General features: G+C 56.0%; 15 protein-coding genes. 9 read left to right on the forward strand and 6 right to left on the reverse strand.

Features of this window, described 5'->3' with window-relative positions:
- The first annotated feature begins 188 nt into the window (after positions 1-188).
- Together I9184_RS13500 and I9184_RS13505 are read left to right on the forward strand one after the other, a co-directional pair.
- Positions 189-1,100: a homocysteine S-methyltransferase family protein gene (locus tag I9184_RS13500; protein ID WP_216598361.1), complete on the forward strand. Its 912-nt coding sequence runs from the start codon at positions 189-191 to the stop codon at positions 1,098-1,100.
- 315 nt (positions 1,101-1,415) lie between these two features.
- The gene (locus I9184_RS13505) at positions 1,416-3,914 is read left to right on the forward strand and encodes a tetratricopeptide repeat protein (protein ID WP_209834789.1); all 2,499 of its coding nucleotides are present in this window, start codon (positions 1,416-1,418) and stop codon (positions 3,912-3,914) included.
- Positions 3,915-4,013: 99 nt separating this feature from the next.
- Here I9184_RS13505 and I9184_RS13510 read toward each other — a convergent pair whose 3' ends face one another.
- From I9184_RS13510 to I9184_RS13530, 5 genes are all read right to left on the reverse strand, one after another.
- Complete coding sequence (locus I9184_RS13510; RefSeq protein ID WP_171638578.1) at positions 4,014-4,940, reverse strand: DMT family transporter; 927 nt, start codon at positions 4,938-4,940, stop codon at positions 4,014-4,016.
- Between the two features lie 232 nt (positions 4,941-5,172).
- Entirely contained in the window at positions 5,173-6,297 is a 1,125-nt protein-coding gene (locus I9184_RS13515; RefSeq protein ID WP_171724798.1) for a calcium:proton antiporter, read from the reverse strand.
- Positions 6,298-6,312: 15 nt separating this feature from the next.
- Entirely contained in the window at positions 6,313-7,575 is a 1,263-nt protein-coding gene (locus tag I9184_RS13520) for an MFS transporter (RefSeq protein WP_171724797.1), read from the reverse strand.
- Positions 7,576-7,646: 71 nt separating this feature from the next.
- Complete coding sequence (locus tag I9184_RS13525; RefSeq protein WP_170782158.1) at positions 7,647-8,720, reverse strand: alpha/beta hydrolase; 1,074 nt, start codon at positions 8,718-8,720, stop codon at positions 7,647-7,649.
- Between the two features lie 227 nt (positions 8,721-8,947).
- Complete coding sequence (locus I9184_RS13530; RefSeq protein ID WP_209834791.1) at positions 8,948-9,976, reverse strand: DUF1214 domain-containing protein; 1,029 nt, start codon at positions 9,974-9,976, stop codon at positions 8,948-8,950.
- 93 nt (positions 9,977-10,069) lie between these two features.
- Here I9184_RS13530 and I9184_RS13535 point away from each other — a divergent pair, with 93 nt between their 5' ends.
- From I9184_RS13535 to I9184_RS13550, 4 genes are all read left to right on the forward strand, one after another.
- Positions 10,070-11,140 carry an AraC family transcriptional regulator gene (locus I9184_RS13535; RefSeq protein ID WP_170507295.1) on the forward strand — a complete coding sequence of 357 codons (1,071 nt, stop codon included), beginning with the start codon at positions 10,070-10,072 and terminating at the stop codon, positions 11,138-11,140.
- 524 nt (positions 11,141-11,664) lie between these two features.
- On the forward strand, positions 11,665-11,940 hold the full coding sequence (locus tag I9184_RS13540) for a hypothetical protein (protein ID WP_209834793.1): 276 nt from the start codon (positions 11,665-11,667) through the stop codon (positions 11,938-11,940).
- Between the two features lie 96 nt (positions 11,941-12,036).
- Complete coding sequence (locus tag I9184_RS13545) at positions 12,037-12,498, forward strand: hypothetical protein (protein ID WP_209834795.1); 462 nt, start codon at positions 12,037-12,039, stop codon at positions 12,496-12,498.
- Between the two features lie 180 nt (positions 12,499-12,678).
- Positions 12,679-12,885: a helix-turn-helix domain-containing protein gene (locus I9184_RS13550; RefSeq protein WP_209834797.1), complete on the forward strand. Its 207-nt coding sequence runs from the start codon at positions 12,679-12,681 to the stop codon at positions 12,883-12,885.
- 409 nt (positions 12,886-13,294) lie between these two features.
- Here the strand turns inward: I9184_RS13550 and I9184_RS13555 are convergent, their stop codons facing one another.
- The gene (locus tag I9184_RS13555; protein ID WP_171724792.1) at positions 13,295-13,552 is read right to left on the reverse strand and encodes a hypothetical protein; all 258 of its coding nucleotides are present in this window, start codon (positions 13,550-13,552) and stop codon (positions 13,295-13,297) included.
- Positions 13,553-13,882: 330 nt separating this feature from the next.
- On the opposite strand from I9184_RS13555, the gene I9184_RS13560 reads away from it, so the two are divergent.
- The 3 genes from I9184_RS13560 to I9184_RS13570 are packed head-to-tail and all read left to right on the forward strand — an operon-like array spanning position 13,883 to position 17,441.
- A complete protein-coding gene (locus I9184_RS13560) occupies positions 13,883-14,749 on the forward strand; it encodes a site-specific integrase (protein ID WP_209834799.1) in 867 nt (288 codons plus the stop codon).
- Positions 14,749-15,792 (forward strand): site-specific integrase, encoded by a 1,044-nt coding sequence (locus I9184_RS13565; protein WP_209834801.1) that lies wholly within the window; start codon positions 14,749-14,751, stop codon positions 15,790-15,792. Before I9184_RS13560 ends, I9184_RS13565 begins: the two co-directional genes overlap by 1 nt.
- The gene (locus tag I9184_RS13570) at positions 15,789-17,441 is read left to right on the forward strand and encodes a recombinase family protein (RefSeq protein ID WP_209834803.1); all 1,653 of its coding nucleotides are present in this window, start codon (positions 15,789-15,791) and stop codon (positions 17,439-17,441) included. Before I9184_RS13565 ends, I9184_RS13570 begins: the two co-directional genes overlap by 4 nt.
- Positions 17,442-17,452 lie beyond the last annotated feature (11 nt).

Consider the following 17,452-nt stretch of genomic DNA (forward strand, 5'->3'; position numbering starts at 1 on the left):
CCATTGGCAATGGCTTGATGTATCCGCGGTTCAGCCCGCCGAAGGGGGCGTTCGCTGCGGTTGCGAGTTGCCCGGGAAGATGAGGTCATTCTCACGGCAGACACCCTGTCGCCGCCCTAAGGTTCACAGGAGGCCCAAGACAATGTAGGTTTCTTGTGAAAGCATAACGGCAATAGGCGTAGATCAGAATGGCCCGACAGCTCTCACTCGAAGGTGATAAGACCTTTCTGGTTTACGCCGGCACTGGCACCGACCTGATATTCAATCATGGAGTTGAGTTACCCGGTTTCGCGTCGTTTCCATTGCTGGAAGAACCTAGCACTAGGGCAATACTGGCCGGTCAAATGCAGGCACTTGTCGATCTCGCCCGTGAAATGAATGTCGGATGCATCCTTGATGCGCCCACATGGATGGCGAACGCCGACCGGGCAGCGCCCTTGGGGTACGATGCAGAACGGCTCGCCGAAGTAAACAAAGATGCGGTCAGTCTAATGGAAGAACTGCGCCAAGCTTCCGCACGCAATGATGTACTGGTGTCGGCCTGCATCGGTCCACGTTATGATCCTTACGCCGACATCCCGCCGGTATCCGTCGAAGATGCACGTCAATACCACGCCGCTCAAATGCAAAGCCTGAAAGACACAAGCGTCGATCTGGTCACCGCTTATACATTCAACCGTCTCAGCGAGGCAGCGGGATGCATCCTCGCCGCCCGAGACGCTGATCTGCCAATCATAATGTCTCTGGTTGTTGAGACAGACGGGCGCCTGGCAGACGGAACCAAACTTGTGGACGTAATTGATCAGATCGACGGGGCAACCGACTCCGCGGCGCTGTTTTTCATGGTCAACTGCGCTCATCCGACCCATTTCGGCAGAGCGCTTGGCAACCACCCCCGACTTAGAGGCCTGGTGGCTAACGCTTCGAGTTGCTCGCATGCGGAACTTGACGAAGCGGATGAGCTGGACGAAGGCGATCCAATTGAACTTGGCAAACAGATTGCCTCGATTGCCCGGCAGAATCCGTCGATTCAAGTATTTGGAGGGTGCTGCGGTACGGACATGCGCCACCTGAAATCGATGGTCGGCGAATTGGCTTAGCCAACTTGGTTCAATCTACACGTCGACGTTGAAAGCTCTGGGGATACCGAGATTTCTTTCCGCAACTTGTTAGGAGCGGCCCAATACAGTCATTAATCTCGTTCAAATGCTCATCGGTATCTTCTCGTAAAGCGGACTTTCACGCATGTTGCAGCCCTTCGGGCTGTGTAGGGCAGATCCAGCCGTCGCGTAGAAAGCTCTGACCGGTCGATTTAAACGCCTTGGTTCACACTATCGCTTGTGTATCATGTCAGGAAACGGTGCCGCCTTACGGATATACACCTTCCTTGGCCGCACTTCTGCGGAGTGACGTTAATGCCCGCCATCGATGATCTCTCATGGCCTGAAGCATATATCGAGCTTCTGCCACTGATAACTGACAAGTGGTCAGTAGAGAATGAAGTTTACTTTCACCGTCAGCTAAGCGCCGGAAAGTCCGGTGCCCTTGTCTATATTGTCGACATTACATGCGATGGATTCAGTGGTCAGGCCATTCTCAAATTTGACGCCCTTCCCGATCCGGAATGGAAAGAAAAAGCCGAAAACCAAAGGCATCTGGAGGCGTTCGAGGCGGTTCCTGCGTTTGGATCAAAGCATCTGGCACGCATCGTCCATTCTTTGGAACACGACGGTAAGATCGCGATCCTTTCCACGGTCGTGGCGCAAGGACTTGAGTATTCGCTTCCCTGGAACGATTGTGGCTACGAGCTCGCCCTGAACGTTCTTCAGCGGCTGTCGAGAAGTCTCCTTGACGACTGGAACGTCGATTATGAAATGGCACCCGGATTGCACTCGCCCCGGGATCTTCTTTCCGGATGGCTCGGCTACAGACTGGATCCCGATCTAGGTCGTCTACACCAGTTCCTTTCGGATGTTTGCAGTCATGATCCGAACGAACGTTGCCTAATGTTTGAAGGGCATTGGTACCCGAATCCGTTGGCCTTTGCCTGCGACGAGAAACTGCCAGGCCGATTGAGCCTCAGAGCGGCGCAAGGTCGCGTGCATGGGGATCTCCATGGGTACAATGTACTGGTTCGAGCGCACCAAAGCCGCGATCCTGATTATTTTCTGATCGATTTGGCGCTATACGAAGACAACCAGTTTTTGTTTTACGATCATGCGTATTTTGAGTTGGCATACCTGCTGGCACGACGCGGAAACTGTAGTCCTGCTCAATGGGATGCCATCCTTGATGACCTTGGCCTCTTTCATTCAAAACACCACACATTGGGGCTTTGGCAAGATGACGTCGGCATCGTCGAGTTCGTCAGAACTCTCCGACGAGGGGCTATGAGTTGGGTTGAGCGCCACGAAAGCCATCGGCTCAGCTTTATGGAAAGCCAATACTTGCTGGCCCGTGTAGCAGTGGGCCTGAATTTCGCGCACAAGAACCTCAGCGTCGGTGCACGCAGCCACGCATTCTTGTACGCAGCTCACAATCTCAAAGACTACATGACACTCAACAATGTCGAATGGCCCAGGCACGGACCTGTGTTTCGATTTCCGACAACACTGGAACCTTTGTCAGGCTCTCAACCTGAGGCCGAAACCCTTGCACCAATGACCGAGCCTCCAGCCGAAAAAGACCGTCTGTTTGATCAGATGGTCACTCAGCTTCCAACGCCGCAAAAGCCGGTAATCGCAGTGTTGCCATTCGACTGTATCAGTGGGCAAAGTGACGACAATGGATTTGTGGCGGGCATCAACCATGAACTTGTGACCGAACTTGCAAAGGTGGATTGGCTGTCGGTGGTCTCACCCACTTCCACCAAGCTCCTCAAGGATGCTTCACTAGCCGGCGAGGAAATCGCGCAACGTCTCGGGGCGCATTATTTGGTGGAAGGCAGCGTGCGCTATGACGATCAACGCGTTCGCGTAACGGCCCATCTGGTAGATACATCGAATGGGCATGATCTTTGGGCCGATCGCCTGGACCACAAAACGGATGATGTTTTTTCCCTGCAGGAGGAAATCGCTTCGGCCGTTGTTGGGCATATAGATTGGGAGTTGCGGTTCGACTTGCGTGAACAAGCCCGACTAAAACGTGGTGAGGTCAACGTTTGGGACAAAGTTCAAAAAGCACTGTGGCATCTATTCAAATTCACAGATGAAGATACTCAAAAGGCAAAGGATATATTAGCCAGAACCATCGACATGACGCCGGACTATGCGCTTGCGCATGCAGTGATGGCAAATGCCGAGCTTCGGAAACTGTTCTTTGACCAGGTCGATGATCGGGAAGGGGCGAAGGAACGTGCACTCTATCACGCAGAGCGCGCTGTGGCACTGGATGAACAAAGTAGTTTCGCGCATGCCAGCCTCGCCCGTGCATACACCCAGTTTGACAGACACGACACCGCGATAGCAGAGGCAGAACTCGCAGTCAGCCTCAACCCAAGCGCAGCAAACGCACATTTGGTCCTTGGATATGCGCATCTCGCAAATGGGCAGGCGACGCTTGCGTTACCGCATTTTGAGACCGCAACCCGATTTGGCCCATCCGGTCCATATTTCAAGATCAAGTTGTTGGCTAAAGCATTTTGTCTTTATTTTCTCGACAGATTTGACCAGGCCGAGGCTTGTGCGAGAACAGCATTAGAGGGGAAATCGGTTGATCCATTCGGCCGCTATGTGTTGGCGGCAATATTGATACGGGGAAAAGCCACAGACGAGGCGAGACGAATAATTCGCCAGAGCCAGGAAAAACGCCCCGACATGTCTTGTTCGCGCGTCCGTCTGGCGTTCGAAAACCTTCAACAACGCGATCTTGACAAATTTGTCGGTGACCTCATGAAAGCTGGTTTACCGGATTGAGCTTCGCGTCTTGTTGGCTGGGCAGTGCGGTAAAATATTCCATTCAAATCGCGGCACCCAAAAACGATGCCAGATACCGTTCCACTGGCAGCGCACCTATCAATGAGGCGGATGGTCCGTAGCAGCTGGTCGACTGTGCAATCGGGTTGCGATTAGAACACCACCGATAATCAGCACACCGCCGACGCCTTGATAAATCTGAAAGTCCATACCCTTTAGAGCAACGGCTTCGACCGCAACGAGTATCGGTACGAGATATGCAAATAGGGAAGCAGTTGATGCGCCAACTTCGTTTGTCCCGAAATTGAGCAAATGGAGATAGATAGCACCCATGCCAACTCCAATGAACAAGATCGAGCCCCAGACCTGCCAGGAATAGTCTAACGGTTGAACCGTGCCAGCTTCGTGAATCACGACAAACGGCAGCAGAACGACAATTCCAACAATGAAAATCACGAACAAGCCTTCGTCAGGCCTGGGGTGCATGTTCCATTTTTTGAGAAGAACCAAATATAGCCCGCGGCAAGCATTGGACGTTATCATCAACAGGAAGGCGAGATGCGGGTTGAAATTGAATAGGTTTTCTAGATCACCACGAAACGCAAAAACCAGCGCCCCAATGAGTGCAATTATTACGCCCAAATACTGGACAGAACGCAAGCGTTCGTTAAGCAGGAATGCAGAAAACAAGATCGTCAACAAAGGCACACTGGTGTACCCCGCGCCAAGATCTATTAGGTCATTGGATCGGAGCGCTGAATATACAAACCAAGGCGTCGCCACCACACCAATGCAAGCAAGGATTGTAAAGCGGAGCCAACTTCTTTTGAAGTGTTGGAGCGGTTTGCTCCGCCCTCTCATAACAAGAGGAAAAACAAACATTGCCGCAATCAAGCAGCGCCAAAATGTCAGTACAACCGGGTGCACTTCACTAACTGCCAGATTGCCGAACAAGAAGTTCCCAGCGCTGATCAGCATTGCGAGCAACAATGCCCCATAGGCTAGCGCGGTTCTATTCATTTTCATGATTACATCAGAGCATGACCAGCTTTTGAAACAAAGTATCAAACGATGCAGCGTTTGCGTGAATGTTGTATTAGAAAACTTGTACTGCTTCGACCTTGAAAATCGAAAACCGGCCCAAAGCCGTCGTTGGCACAACCCAATGACAATGTCGGCTTTTGCGTCGCTCGCGGGAAGGAGATTGGAAAGCCACTGAAACGTGGCTTCCCAAATGGATAGAGAGGTTTTGGCTCCGTCACGACCCGTCGAAAATCAGGAACACGTAGGCCATAAAGGCGGCCAGATGCACGACGCCCTGAAGCGCATTTGTGCGGGTTCCTACGAAGGTCAGAATGCTGATCCCAAGGGTCAGAGCCAGTAGCACGATCTCAGCGCCTCCCAAGCCGAGCTCAATCGGAAGGCCGACAAAATGCGCAGCGATCAGAACTGCGGGCACTGTCAGGCCGATTGTGGCCAGTGCTGAGCCAAGGCAGATGTTGACGGCCCGTTGCAGCTTGTTGGCGCGCGCTGCGTCCAGAGCAGCCAGCGCTTCGGGGGTCAGGATCATAGCAGCCACGAGGAAACCGCCAAGCGCAACGGGCGCGCCAAATTCCAGAAGTTTGAAGTCGACAAACAGCGCGAGCTTTTTGGACATCAGAACCAGTGGCAGCATTGCCAGAACCAGCCAGACCACGTGAAAGCCAACACTTTTGGTTTCGAGATGGTGCGCGTCCGATCCTGCTGTGGTTGGCAGTTCATCTGCGGGCTGGCGGAAGATTTCTGGTTTGCCGGCGGTCTGATAGACGAGGAAAATGCCATAGAGCACAACCGACATCCCGATCATAAACACTGTTTGCAGGGCAGAGAGGCCACCGCCGGGTGCAGATGTGGTGAAGCTTGGCAGCACAAGGCTTACGATGGCGACGGGAAGCAGGACCACGAGATAGGCATTGGCTCCCGAGAGGTTGAACACTTGCAGCCCATGGCGCAGGCCGCCAATCAGGAGGCTCAATCCAACCAGCCCGTTCATCACGATCATCAGCACCGAGAACATAGTGTCCCGCGCCAGTGTCGGGTTGTTGTCCCCGGTCAACATAACCGCTGTGATAAGCGCCACCTCGATGCCGATCACCGAGAGCGTCAGGATCAGTGTGCCATAAGGCTCACCGAAGATGACGGCCAGACATTCCGCGTGATGCACCACACGAAACACCGCAGCCAACATCACGCCAAAGATACCGCCCAGCAGCAGCCAGGACATGCCAGAGCCCATGGCGGCGGGCTTGATCAGATCACCGGCGAAGGTCAATGCGACAAACACCAACCAGATCAGTACCGTCGCTTTCTCCGCGCGCAGGATGTTTGAAGTAGAAAAAGTCATTTTGGGTCTCCTGCCTTAGCGTTTCTGGGTTGGTGCAGATTTGAGACTGGTGGTCTCTGCCGCCTTAAAGTTGGTTTGTTCAGCTTTTGCTGCAGGTGCGACCGTTTTGATCCGCACAACAACCAAGGCTGTGAAAGCGGCCATCACGATGGCGAGCATCCAGTTCATGGCCAGGTCGCCAAACACAGCCGAGACAACGCTTGTCAGGAGTGGGCCGATAATGCCGCCAATGGTGAACACAAAAAGCATGGTTACAGCACTCGATGCTACATAAACGGGCACGGTCCGGTCCATCGCATGCGCCAGCAAAAGCGCATAAAGCGTGAGCATCGATCCACCGAGCAGAACCAGACCGACAAATAGGAGACGGTAGAGGGGTGTTCCCACCAAGCTCGCATGGCGAACACCATCCCCGGTGGAAAAGAATGCGAAGATCAAGAGCGCGAAAGTTGCCACTGCGGAGGCGACCAGAATGACCTTCCGGCGGTCCATCCGGTCAGAGGCAAGCCCCAGCGGGTAGAGAAACAGGATACGCCCGACGTAGACCGCGCCCATTGCGATCGCTACGTCCACGGCGTCGACGCCCATGGTCGCCGCCCGATATGGCACAACATTCATGAAAACCGTGGAGACTATGCCAACAGCGAGCGCGCCAAAGGCAGCTGTGGGGGCATCTATGAAAAGGGCTTTTACACGCACATTGGCCCGCTCTTTGCCTTCCGGTGGCGTGCTTGGCGCGGCTGCAATCACGACGATAGCGAGACAGTACAGCAAAGACACCAACACAAAAGACTGGTTCAAATCGTCTGGAGTCACGATCACGATAACCTGGCTCAACACCGACATCAGGCCCAGAATGATGGCAAACACCGCAAGCAGGCGCCCGCGCGACGTCCCATCCACAGTTTCGCTGATCCAAGCGTCGCCGATGGCAAACAGCCCGGCTGTGGCGATGCCTGTCATAAGCCGCACAAACAAAAGGGTGGGTTCGTGATCTGTGACCGAAAAGAGCAAAGCCGCAGCCGTACAAATAGCGGCGGCCGCCGAAAAGGCGCGGATGTGGCCAATACTGGTGATCCAACCAGCGATGTAAAAGCAGCCAATCAGGAACCCCAGCGAGTAGGCCGCCGGTGCAAGCGCGGCGATTTCCTGCGAAGCACCGGTTTCCGCGAAATACAGGGCGACAATTGTGCCGGACGCCGCGGTCACCAGTTGGATCGCGGCAACAGCAATGAAGAGATATTTGAGAGTGTGAATTTGAGCGCTGAAACTGGGCATATGCGCACCTTTGAGAAAAATTCGGGGTTGGACGCCCAAGGCAACTGTGTCGATTGCCTTGGGCCGTGGGCTTACTTCAGATGAAGGTCAAAGAAAGTGTTGAGTTCACGCAGCGCATCCTGCGTTTCCGGGGCATCGACCATGTAGCCTGCGATGTAGTCGCCGTGCGACTGGCCGTCGTAGACGTGCAGGTCGGCAATCACATCCGCATCCCGCATGGCGCGATGCATCCGCACTGTGTCACTGAGCAACAGATCCCGCGTGCCGGTCAGAAAGATTGCAGGCGGCATGCCTTCAAGGTCGCCATTGACCGGAGACAGGCGCGGATCCGCAAGATCGGTTTCACCTGCATAAAGCGCAAATGTGCCTGCAATCGCCCCGTCGTGACCGGCCAGCGGATCGAGACCTTTCAGCGTGATCCAGCTGTCGGACACATTGGCAAGATCGGTGGCGGGAGTGCCCGCCATGATCGCTCCAGGCATCGGCATACTGGCATCGCGCAGTTGCAGGGCCGTAGAGAGCGTCAGGTTCCCGCCTGCCGATGTGCCAAACATGGCGATCTTGGCCGGGTCAAAGTCCTGAATGATTTCAGTCCAGACCGCGATCACATCATCGGTTGCAGCCGGAAACGGATGCAGGGGTGGGCGGCTGTAATCAACGGAGATTACCTCAACACCCAGCCCGTGTGCCAGCCATGCAGCCTCGGTGATGGCCGCCTTGCCACCGTTAAAAACAAAAGCGCCGCCGTGGACATGCAAAAAAACCGTGTCGGCCCAACGCGCATCGATCTCCGCAGGAGTGACACGGTAGGTTGTGACGCCCGCCACATCTTCAACGACGTATGTCGCGCCGGTCTTGGCCAGCATCATCTCAGCTGATTGTGCATTGACCGCATCCAATTGTGCCTGCGCGGCCAACCACTCTTGCAAAGTGGCCGGTTCTGGAAGCGTGTCAGGCACGACGCGGGACCCGATCAGGTCCGCCAGCTGCGGAGAAACTCCAACCGGCACGGGGACCTCGCGGGCGGCCATTGGCAAAACATCGCCAGAGGCTACGGGCTTTGTTTCCACCGCAAAGGCGGGCACCGAAAGTGCTGCAACAAGAGCGGTGGTCAGGGCAATTTTCAGAACGGAACGACGTTTCATTTCAATCTCCTACGTTTGATATTTCCGTGATTGTCTTTGATGAACTTGAGGTAATTTCGCGCCTTGCACCTTGCGACCGCCGAAAGTGATCATTTGACGACAAAAGGGCGTCTGCTTGGGGCTTTTGTCTTGAAGCAGACCTGTGATGTGCAAACCAAGGGAGGCAGGTGGCAAAATAAAGCCCCGGTCGGACAACCGCCGACCGAGGCAATGACGCGAAGCGTTGATCAGGATGTCTGATCAATGGGCAGGGCAATCGGGAAGGCCCAGCCATCTTCAAGGATCTCTGGACCCGGCTGATACAGGCGCACGACGTAGTTCCACCCGTCCATGATCGGCAAACAGTTCACCCGACCATCCTCACAATCCCCGAAATGTATGGTCACGGTGCCGTCCTCGTTGGGAACGGAAGTCACGTTGTTGACCGAATAGGCCCCTGCGTCGTTGGGCACCATGTAACCGCTCGCATCATAGACTGTGACCGACCAGAAACCGTCTACAGGGACGTCGCCGACAGTCAGGATGTGGGGAATTGTGCCATCGCCCAACACCGGATATTGGCCGTCATAAACCGCCGCCGCAGGTGGGTTGCCGCCCCATCCGGCCGCCGCGCCGACCAAATGCGAGATTGGATTTACGGCGTCGGCCGTCCCAAACACCTCAAACGTGTTACCACTGAGCCCTTGCGCCAACGGAAGCAGCAGTTCGCGTGTCAAATCACGGGAGGCGGCGTCCCAGTTTGGTACCTCAAAGCTTCCGGCGTCAGACTGATGTACTTCAATGGCGTCCTGAAGCGTGTTGGCCAGGGCAATGTCTGATGGGTCATTCTCGTCTGCGAACGTCCTGAACAGGACCGACATATAACGCGTGCCGACCTCCTCTTCAGTGAAATGATAGGTGCCCGCGTCATGTACAACGCCAACCACATAGTGATCCTGGTTGAGAATCAGCATGGACATAAAGCGCCCTTCGGAGTCTGGCAGCACAATCGAGGCGGGCTCGGTCAGATTGATCACGACGCCGGAATAAAGTGTATCACGGTTCATGCGGATCACATCCTGCGCATCCAGTGGTACCGGTTCGCGGATATGCATCAACCCACCAAAGCCACCCAGATCAACAATGCGCTGATGATACATGTCGGTCTCAGCTCGCACAAAATTGGTCACATTCACCGTCACCGGGGCCTCCGCAAAAGCAGGCACGGCAAGGCCTGCGGCGGCAACGATGGCAAGGAAAGAGGATACCGTTTTCATTTCAATCTCCTTTGGGGTCAGAGCGCTACCGTTCCAATTTCGGTCGCTTTGTTTGGCTCATTCCTCAGGTAGGCGGCCAAGAATGGCGTTGGGATGGGCCAAACACTTCTCAAAGTGATCAATCGACGACATAGTGAGCGCGTGCGCGACCCGATGCAGAACTCAAGGGGTTTACTCCCGACACTCGACGCCCTGGACCAGATGGCGTCCCCAAGGCTCGTTGAACGTGCGCTCAAAGATGTTGGGTTAACCCGCACGGTGCTTGAAGGCCCTCCGGTTCCGCTGCCGATACGGTATCATGCACAGCTTCTGGAAACGATTTCCGGCAAAATTGGAGAGCGCCATCTCGGGGCGATCATGGCGAAAGACTTTGCCTACTCTTCTCTCAACCGGCCTGATCCGTTTTCGAGCTATGCGCTTGGGGCTTCTCGGTTGGACATCGCCCTTCAACGTGCCGCCCGGGCGCTGCCCTTTCTCCAACGAGGGACCCAAATTCGCACACGAACCGACGGAAATTGTCTGGTATTCAGTTTCGGGGTGCAATTTGAAAAGAGCATCGGGGCTCAATTGCTTGAGCAGGAAATTCCTTCGATCCTAATCGCTCTTGTGCGTCCCTACCTTGGGACAAGCTGGGTGCCAGATTGGGTCGAACTTCCGGCTGAGCACAGGCTTCAGAAAGTTGCATTTGCACGATTGCTCGGCACAGAAGTCCGGGCCAATGCAGATTTTCCGGGGATCGCAATTCCGATGTCGCAACTTCAGACGCCGACCCGCCTTGACGAAGGCGGACGCGTGCAAATGACGGCTGCAGGCATAGAGAGGTTGCGGTTGAACCGCCCGCCCCGCACACATGCCGAAACGGTACGCCAAGCGCTTCGCATGCAACTCAACAACGGCAGCGCCGCGGTCGACGATGTCGCGGCGGCGCTTGGGGTCGGGGTTCGGACATTGCAGCGTCAGCTTCGGATCGAAGATGTGACGTTCAAGGAGATCGCGCTGTCCGAACAAGTTAGTCGGGCAAAGATGCTCTTGAGTGAAAACGACCTGAACCTGTCTCAAATCGCCTTTTATCTTGGTTTCTCCGAGGTCAACAGCTTCCGGCGCGCGTTCCGCACCTGGTTTGGACAATCGCCGACACAGTACCGTTCTCGCGCATTCAGCTAAGCTGCGGCATAGCGATTAATTCATCGAAGTCTGTGTCTGCAGTTGCTGCGGCTCCTCTTTGATCTTTGGAATGCGTGGTGAAAGCACACAGACCTGCAATTGCAGGTCACTTTAGGTAGCCGCAAGCGGACATTAGTCCATCCTGCAGCGAAGGTCCATTTTCCGCCCGTTCACGACGAATGCTGTGCTGGTCCCTAAGGTCTACTTAGGGCTCGGTGCGGTCATTCGGTGTATTGGGTTCAATGTCTGCTCTAGCGGCAAAGCGACCGGTCACTCGGCAGGCGCATGTATCCACTACAGTGCGGTGTGCAGTCTGCTACCGAAATAGCGTTAAAACCGCCTTGGACGATCAAGCATTAGCTGGAGCACAAGCTGTTCTCTTCCTGTTCTATTGTTTGTGTGCAACTTTTGGAGGGGTCGACTTGCTTCAACCGGCAAGCTTCCTCAGCAATCGGTACTGCCTTGATACACGTAAGCTTTTGGATGTGCGACCAGACCCTAGAATGTGCCAAACGGAGAACAACATGAGCGCTAACGCGGGCAGCGGTCTGAAGGGCAATCGAGACGTTACAGATACTGAAGGTGACTATTCCATCTATCCGCACATGGATGGGATCAAAAGCTCGATGTCGTGGAAGCTTGGCTGTTATGGAGAACGCGGCGCTCTTTCCAAGGACATGATCGGGAGCTTGGCTGAACAGTTTGACCTGCCGACTAAGCTCGTACGCGAACTCTCTGTGTTTCTTGGGAACTGCCTCAATAACGACGACGACATCGCAATCAATCTGACTGAGGTCTGACGCTCGCAAGCGATTGAACGAGGTCAAAAGCACCTCAAGCAACTTTTGCGGAAAGCAAAACAGAGTTCCATTGGTCCCCAAGAACTCCGGAACGCATTGGGCTCGCTTTCGACTTATTTCGCGGCGACGCCAGAAGATGGAGACCTTCTTGACCAAGTCCTCGACAAGCTTGAGACCGCAACGACACTTACTCAGGATGTCATAGATGACATTCGGCACATCCTTGTGACCCCCGGCGCAGTTGCAGAGATGTCGCCCCGAGACAAGCGGTTCTCGCGCGACAAACGCCGTCAGTACATCGTCGAGAGCTGCTGTTACATCTGGAAAGATGCCGGTCGCCCTCTGACCTATACAACATACTCAGACGGGCGCCCCGGAGGACAACGGCAAGGTCCGCTCGTCAACTTTATCCAGGCTGTCGTGAAGATGATCACCGAGCCGGGGCAAATCCTGAGCGGTGAGACGATCCGCGTGGATATAGACGATTTTCGCGGCAAGCTTGAGCGTGAAGAGAAAGAGCGTTGGGCGCCGCCGGAATTGGCCAATCAATACACTTAGAAGGAGCAAGCCCGCGTTGTCATGGTCACGGCATGACAAGCGTTCCTTCCCTATCCCCTTCTAACGACCACGCGCACCAGCAGGTTGAGACTGCGATTGACCAGTTAGTTCGACTGCTGGCTGCCCAGGCAGTACGGGAACTGGGCCGGAACGCCTCTGACCAAAAGGAGGCGCAACAGGATGTCACGGATCGATATGAAGAAGAGCCGAACCCGCCAGCTGCTGACGGTGAAGGACATCGCTGAGCTGGACAATTGCTCGGAGAAGACGGTGCGCCGTGCGATTGCGGCAGGCCTGCTTGAGGTTATTCGGGTGGGCCCCGGCGGACGCCTCATCCGCATTGATCCGGCAGCTCATGCCGCCTACCGGCAGACACATTGCTGGTAGGAACTCACGTCTATTAATGTCCATTTATGTCAATGCGTTATGTGCATTTCGGGAAGAGGGTGTAGCCGAAAGTTTCTGACTTTCTGTGCTACGCTTTTCCCGAATCGGACCTCCTGTCCACACCCGTCCACCCGAGACCTGACATGTCCAAAGGAACACAGACCCGATGACTAGCCAGAGCCCCGTTCCATTGACAATAGCCTTCGTCAAAGCCGACACACCGATGTTTGCCGAGCTTATCGAACAGCTGCGCTCCGATAGCTCTCTGACAGACGGACGCCGCCGCGATATGATCTCCGGCCTGCGCCGTGCATCCAAAGCCCTTGGATTGCCTCCTGAGGATGTGCCTTGCGATAGCCGCTGGTTGCAGCCCCGTCTTTCCAAAGTCACACCGGCTGCACTCGGTCTTTCACCAAAGAGCTGGCAAAACGCGGTCAGTGATGCACGGGCTGCGCTCGCGCATTTCGGGCTGGTGGAACGGCGCTTCAACCGGATCGATGATCTGTCTCCCGATTGGCAAGCGCTCTGGGCGAATGTACTGGCGTCCGGCGACAAGACATTGCAACCCGCGCTCTGCCGCTTCGTGCATTTTTTGAACCGGCAGGGTGTCAAACCTGCCACTGTCTGTGAGGAGCATGCTCAAGCCTATCGAGTAGCCCTTGAGCATAACGAGATCAGCAAATCTCCTGATGTTTCACATCGTGCCGCTGTCAACGGCTGGAACCTGGCGGCTCGACGTATTTCACAATGGCCCAACGTCACTCTGCCTCTGGAATCGCGCCAGAAGGTCATCACTTTTCCGGTGACCGCGTTTCCAGCGCCCTTCCAAACCGCTCTTGCAAAGCTGATACATCGTCTGTCCAATCCAGACCCCTTGGCAGATGACGGTCAAAACAGGGCACTCCGACCCCCGACCCTGTCCCAATACCAAAGACAGTTGGTTCGGTTTGCCTCCGAACTCGTTCACTCTGGTATCCCGATCGCGGAGATTGGCGGATTGGACATCCTGATCAATCCGATGATGGCTGAACGGGGTTTGCGCCAGATGTTATCGCGCACCAACAACCAGACCACAAAGATGATCAGCGAGATCGCCGCGCTGCTCCGCAACCTGGCCCGGATACTCAATGCATCCGATGACACCCGGGACGCGCTGTCGGGGCTTGCCGCGCGTCTTGCGGTAAAACCTCAGAATGGCATGACCCAAAAAAACCGAAGCCGGCTGCGGGTGTTGCAGGAGGACCGGCATCAGCAGCGCCTGCTGCTTCTGCCTGAACGGGTTTTCGCGCGACCACGCGGCACCTCCAAGCCGTATGGCTGGGCTCTGGCGCGCGAAGATGCGCTCGCCATCGCCATCCTTCTGGTCTGCCCGGTTCGCGTGAAGAACCTGGCTGACATCCACCTGGAACGCCACCTGCACCGTCCCGGCGATGGCCGAGCCTACCTGGTTCTGGAAGGCGGCGAGACCAAAAATGAGCGACCTGTCGAGTTCGAGATCCCACGGGATGTATTGCGCATGATCGACGCCCATCTCAAAACTCGCTGTCCGGAACTCTGCCCCGCGGGAACGCCTTGGCTGTTTCCGCGCCGAAAGAGATGCGATCCAATCGACCCGAACGCCCTTTCGGCACGCATCTCCAAACGGATCCGGAAGGAAACGGGGTTGGAGATGAATGCCCACCTGTTTCGGCATTTCGCGGTGATGAACTGGCTCGACGCCAATCCCGGCGGCTACGAGGTTGCGCGCCGTTTGCTCGGGCATTCGGAGGTCAACCACACCATCAACATGTATTCCGGTCTTGAGGCACGGTCGGCGACACGCGCCTTTGCTGACCTGGTCGATGCCAAAAAAGGACGTCGCTGATGAGCCTTATTCTGCCGCTCGACGAATGGCCCGCGCAAGACCAGGAGATGTGGCTCAACCTTCAGGCGGGAGGTGGACCGCTTGACGATTGCGGCGCGCTCTCACATCTACGCGCGACCTCGCTGAAGACTTTGGAGTTGCGCTATGCCCGATGGCTGCAATGGCTGACTACAAGTGATGCGAATGCGATCACACTGCCTCCGGCTCGACGCGCGACTCTGCCGCGCCTGTCCGCTTGGCTTCGGGACCTCTCACACACCCGGCCAATGACCCGGTTGATGTTCATTGACGGCGTTTTGCGTATCCTCTCCGCGGCTGACCCGACACAGGACTGGTCCGCTCAGCGGAGATTGAAAGCGGGATTGAAGCGCACCGCAGGACGGGGTGATCGGGATCGCAAACTTGGGCGTGTGTTGTCCAGCGAGGTTCTATTCCGTGCAGGGCTGATTCTGGCGACGGGTCATGCAGAAGCGGCGCCAACATCGCTGCGCCGTATGATGTGCCTGCGGGATGGCACCATGATTGCCATGCTGGCTTTGATGCCGATGCGGCGACGCGCCTTTGCCGGCCTTCGGATTGGCATATCCTTGCATGTCACAGCAGACACCTTGACCGTCGCGCTCCCCGGGGATCTGACCAAATCAGGGCAGCCATGGGAGGCTGTTGTTCCCCAGAGTGTTGAGCCTCTCTTGCGTCGTTATGTCAACGAAGTCCGCCCCTATTTTTTGGAGCGTGGCCAACAGCAGCACGATGTCCTATGGGTTGGCAAAACTGGCTTACCTTTCAAAGAAAACGCGCTAGGCCCCCGAATTGCTGATCAAACGCTTAAGCTGACGGGTCGCCGCATCCCACCGCATTTCTTCCGGGATGCCGCCGCAACGACATTGGCGCGCTCCTCTCCGGAACACGCAAAGCTGATCCGACCAATATTGGCTCATACGAGCTTCGGAACGGCAGAGCATCACTACATTCACGCCCAAACCATTGAAGCAGGCCGCGACTACGCGGATCTGATCAACCAGAAGAAAAAGGTCTGTCGATGACCCGAGTCGCAATCTATGCCCGTTTCTCCAGCCAGATGCAGCGAGACGCATCGATCGAAGACCAGATGCGACTGTGCCGGGAGCGGGCAGAACGCGAAGGCTGGACCATTGTTGAAGCCTATTCGGATCGGGCGGTCTCTGGCGCGTCCATGTTGCGTCCCGGGCTGCAAGCGCTCTTCAATGCAACCCAGGAAGGACGGGTTGATCTGATCTTGGCGGAGGCGCTGGATCGCTTGAGTCGAGACCAGGCAGACATCGCTGCGATTTTCAAACGCCTGAGCTTTGCAGGGGTCGGCATCATGACTCTGACCGAAGGCGAGATCAGTGAGTTGCATGTGGGTCTCAAGGGGACCATGAACCAACTGTTCCTCAAAGATCTGGCAGATAAAACTCGGCGCGGTCTTCGCGGGCGGGTGGAGCTTGGACGCTCCGGTGGCGGCAACAGCTATGGCTACGACGTCGTCCGGCGTCTCGGGCCCTACGGCCAACCTGTTACGGGGGAACGAGTGATCAACGCAGCGGAAGCTGAGATTGTCCGACGGGTGCTTCAAGAGTTCACCGAAGGGCACTCCCCAAAAGCCATTGCGCGCCGCCTCAACACCGAGGGTGTCCCAGGCCCCCGTGGTAAATTATGGCGTGACACGGCAATCCGGGGGCACCGCACTCGTGGAACCGGCCTTCTTAACAATGAGCTCTACATCGGCCGCCTGGTCTGGAACCGGCTGCGTTACATCAAGGACCCGGAGACCGGCAGACGTGTTTCCCGTCTCAACGATACCTCCGAATGGATCATCACGGAGGTCCCAGAGCTGCGCATCGTCGGGGATAAACTTTGGGAGGCGGTCAAACAGCGGCAGGGCGAGATCGAGGCTGATCCCCGCGTCAAAGCCATCAAGGAAACCAAGTTTTGGGAGAAGCGGCGCAAGAAGCACCTTCTGACAGGTCTTGCATTCTGCGGCACCTGCGGAGGGCCGCTCGCGACAGTCGGGCGCGACTACCTCGCCTGCTCTGCCGCCCGCAAACTCGGTACTTGTTCCCATAGGCACTCCATTCGCCGCAATGTCCTGGAAGACGCCGTTCTGGATTTGCTTCGTCAGCGTCTGATGCAGCCCGACGCAGTGGCCGCTTTTATCAAGTCCTTCAGCGAAGCCGCCAACGCAGAAGCAGGCACAGCGGAGGAAGTCCGGACCCGTCTGCAATCCGACCGGGACAAAGCCGTGCGCAAACTGAATGGGCTTTATGACGCAATCGCCGAGGGCATTCGCACCACCGGACTTCAAGCAAGACTCGAAGAGCTTGAAGCGCAGATCGCCGATCTTGAGGCGAAGCTCTCAGAACCTACGCCCTCACCGGTGCGACTGCACCCAAATCTGTCCGAACTCTATCGCTCCAAGGTCGCAGATCTGGCACAGGCGTTATCGGATCCGTCGATCCGTACAGGAGCCTTGGAGATTATCCGGGGCTTGATCGAACGTGTTACGATCCAACATGAACGGGATGGCGTGCAGATCGAACTGGAGGGTGCCCTGGCAGCAATGATTGGGCTGGCCCAGAATGAACAAAGCCGCCCTGAGGCGGCTTGTTCGAGGCTCTGTTCGACCAAGGTGGTTGCGGGAGTAGGATTTGAACCTACGACCTTCAGGTTATGAGCCTGACGAGC

Origin of the sequence: Ruegeria sp. HKCCE3926 (assembly GCF_017872515.1) — a bacterium.
GTDB lineage: Bacteria > Pseudomonadota > Alphaproteobacteria > Rhodobacterales > Rhodobacteraceae > Ruegeria.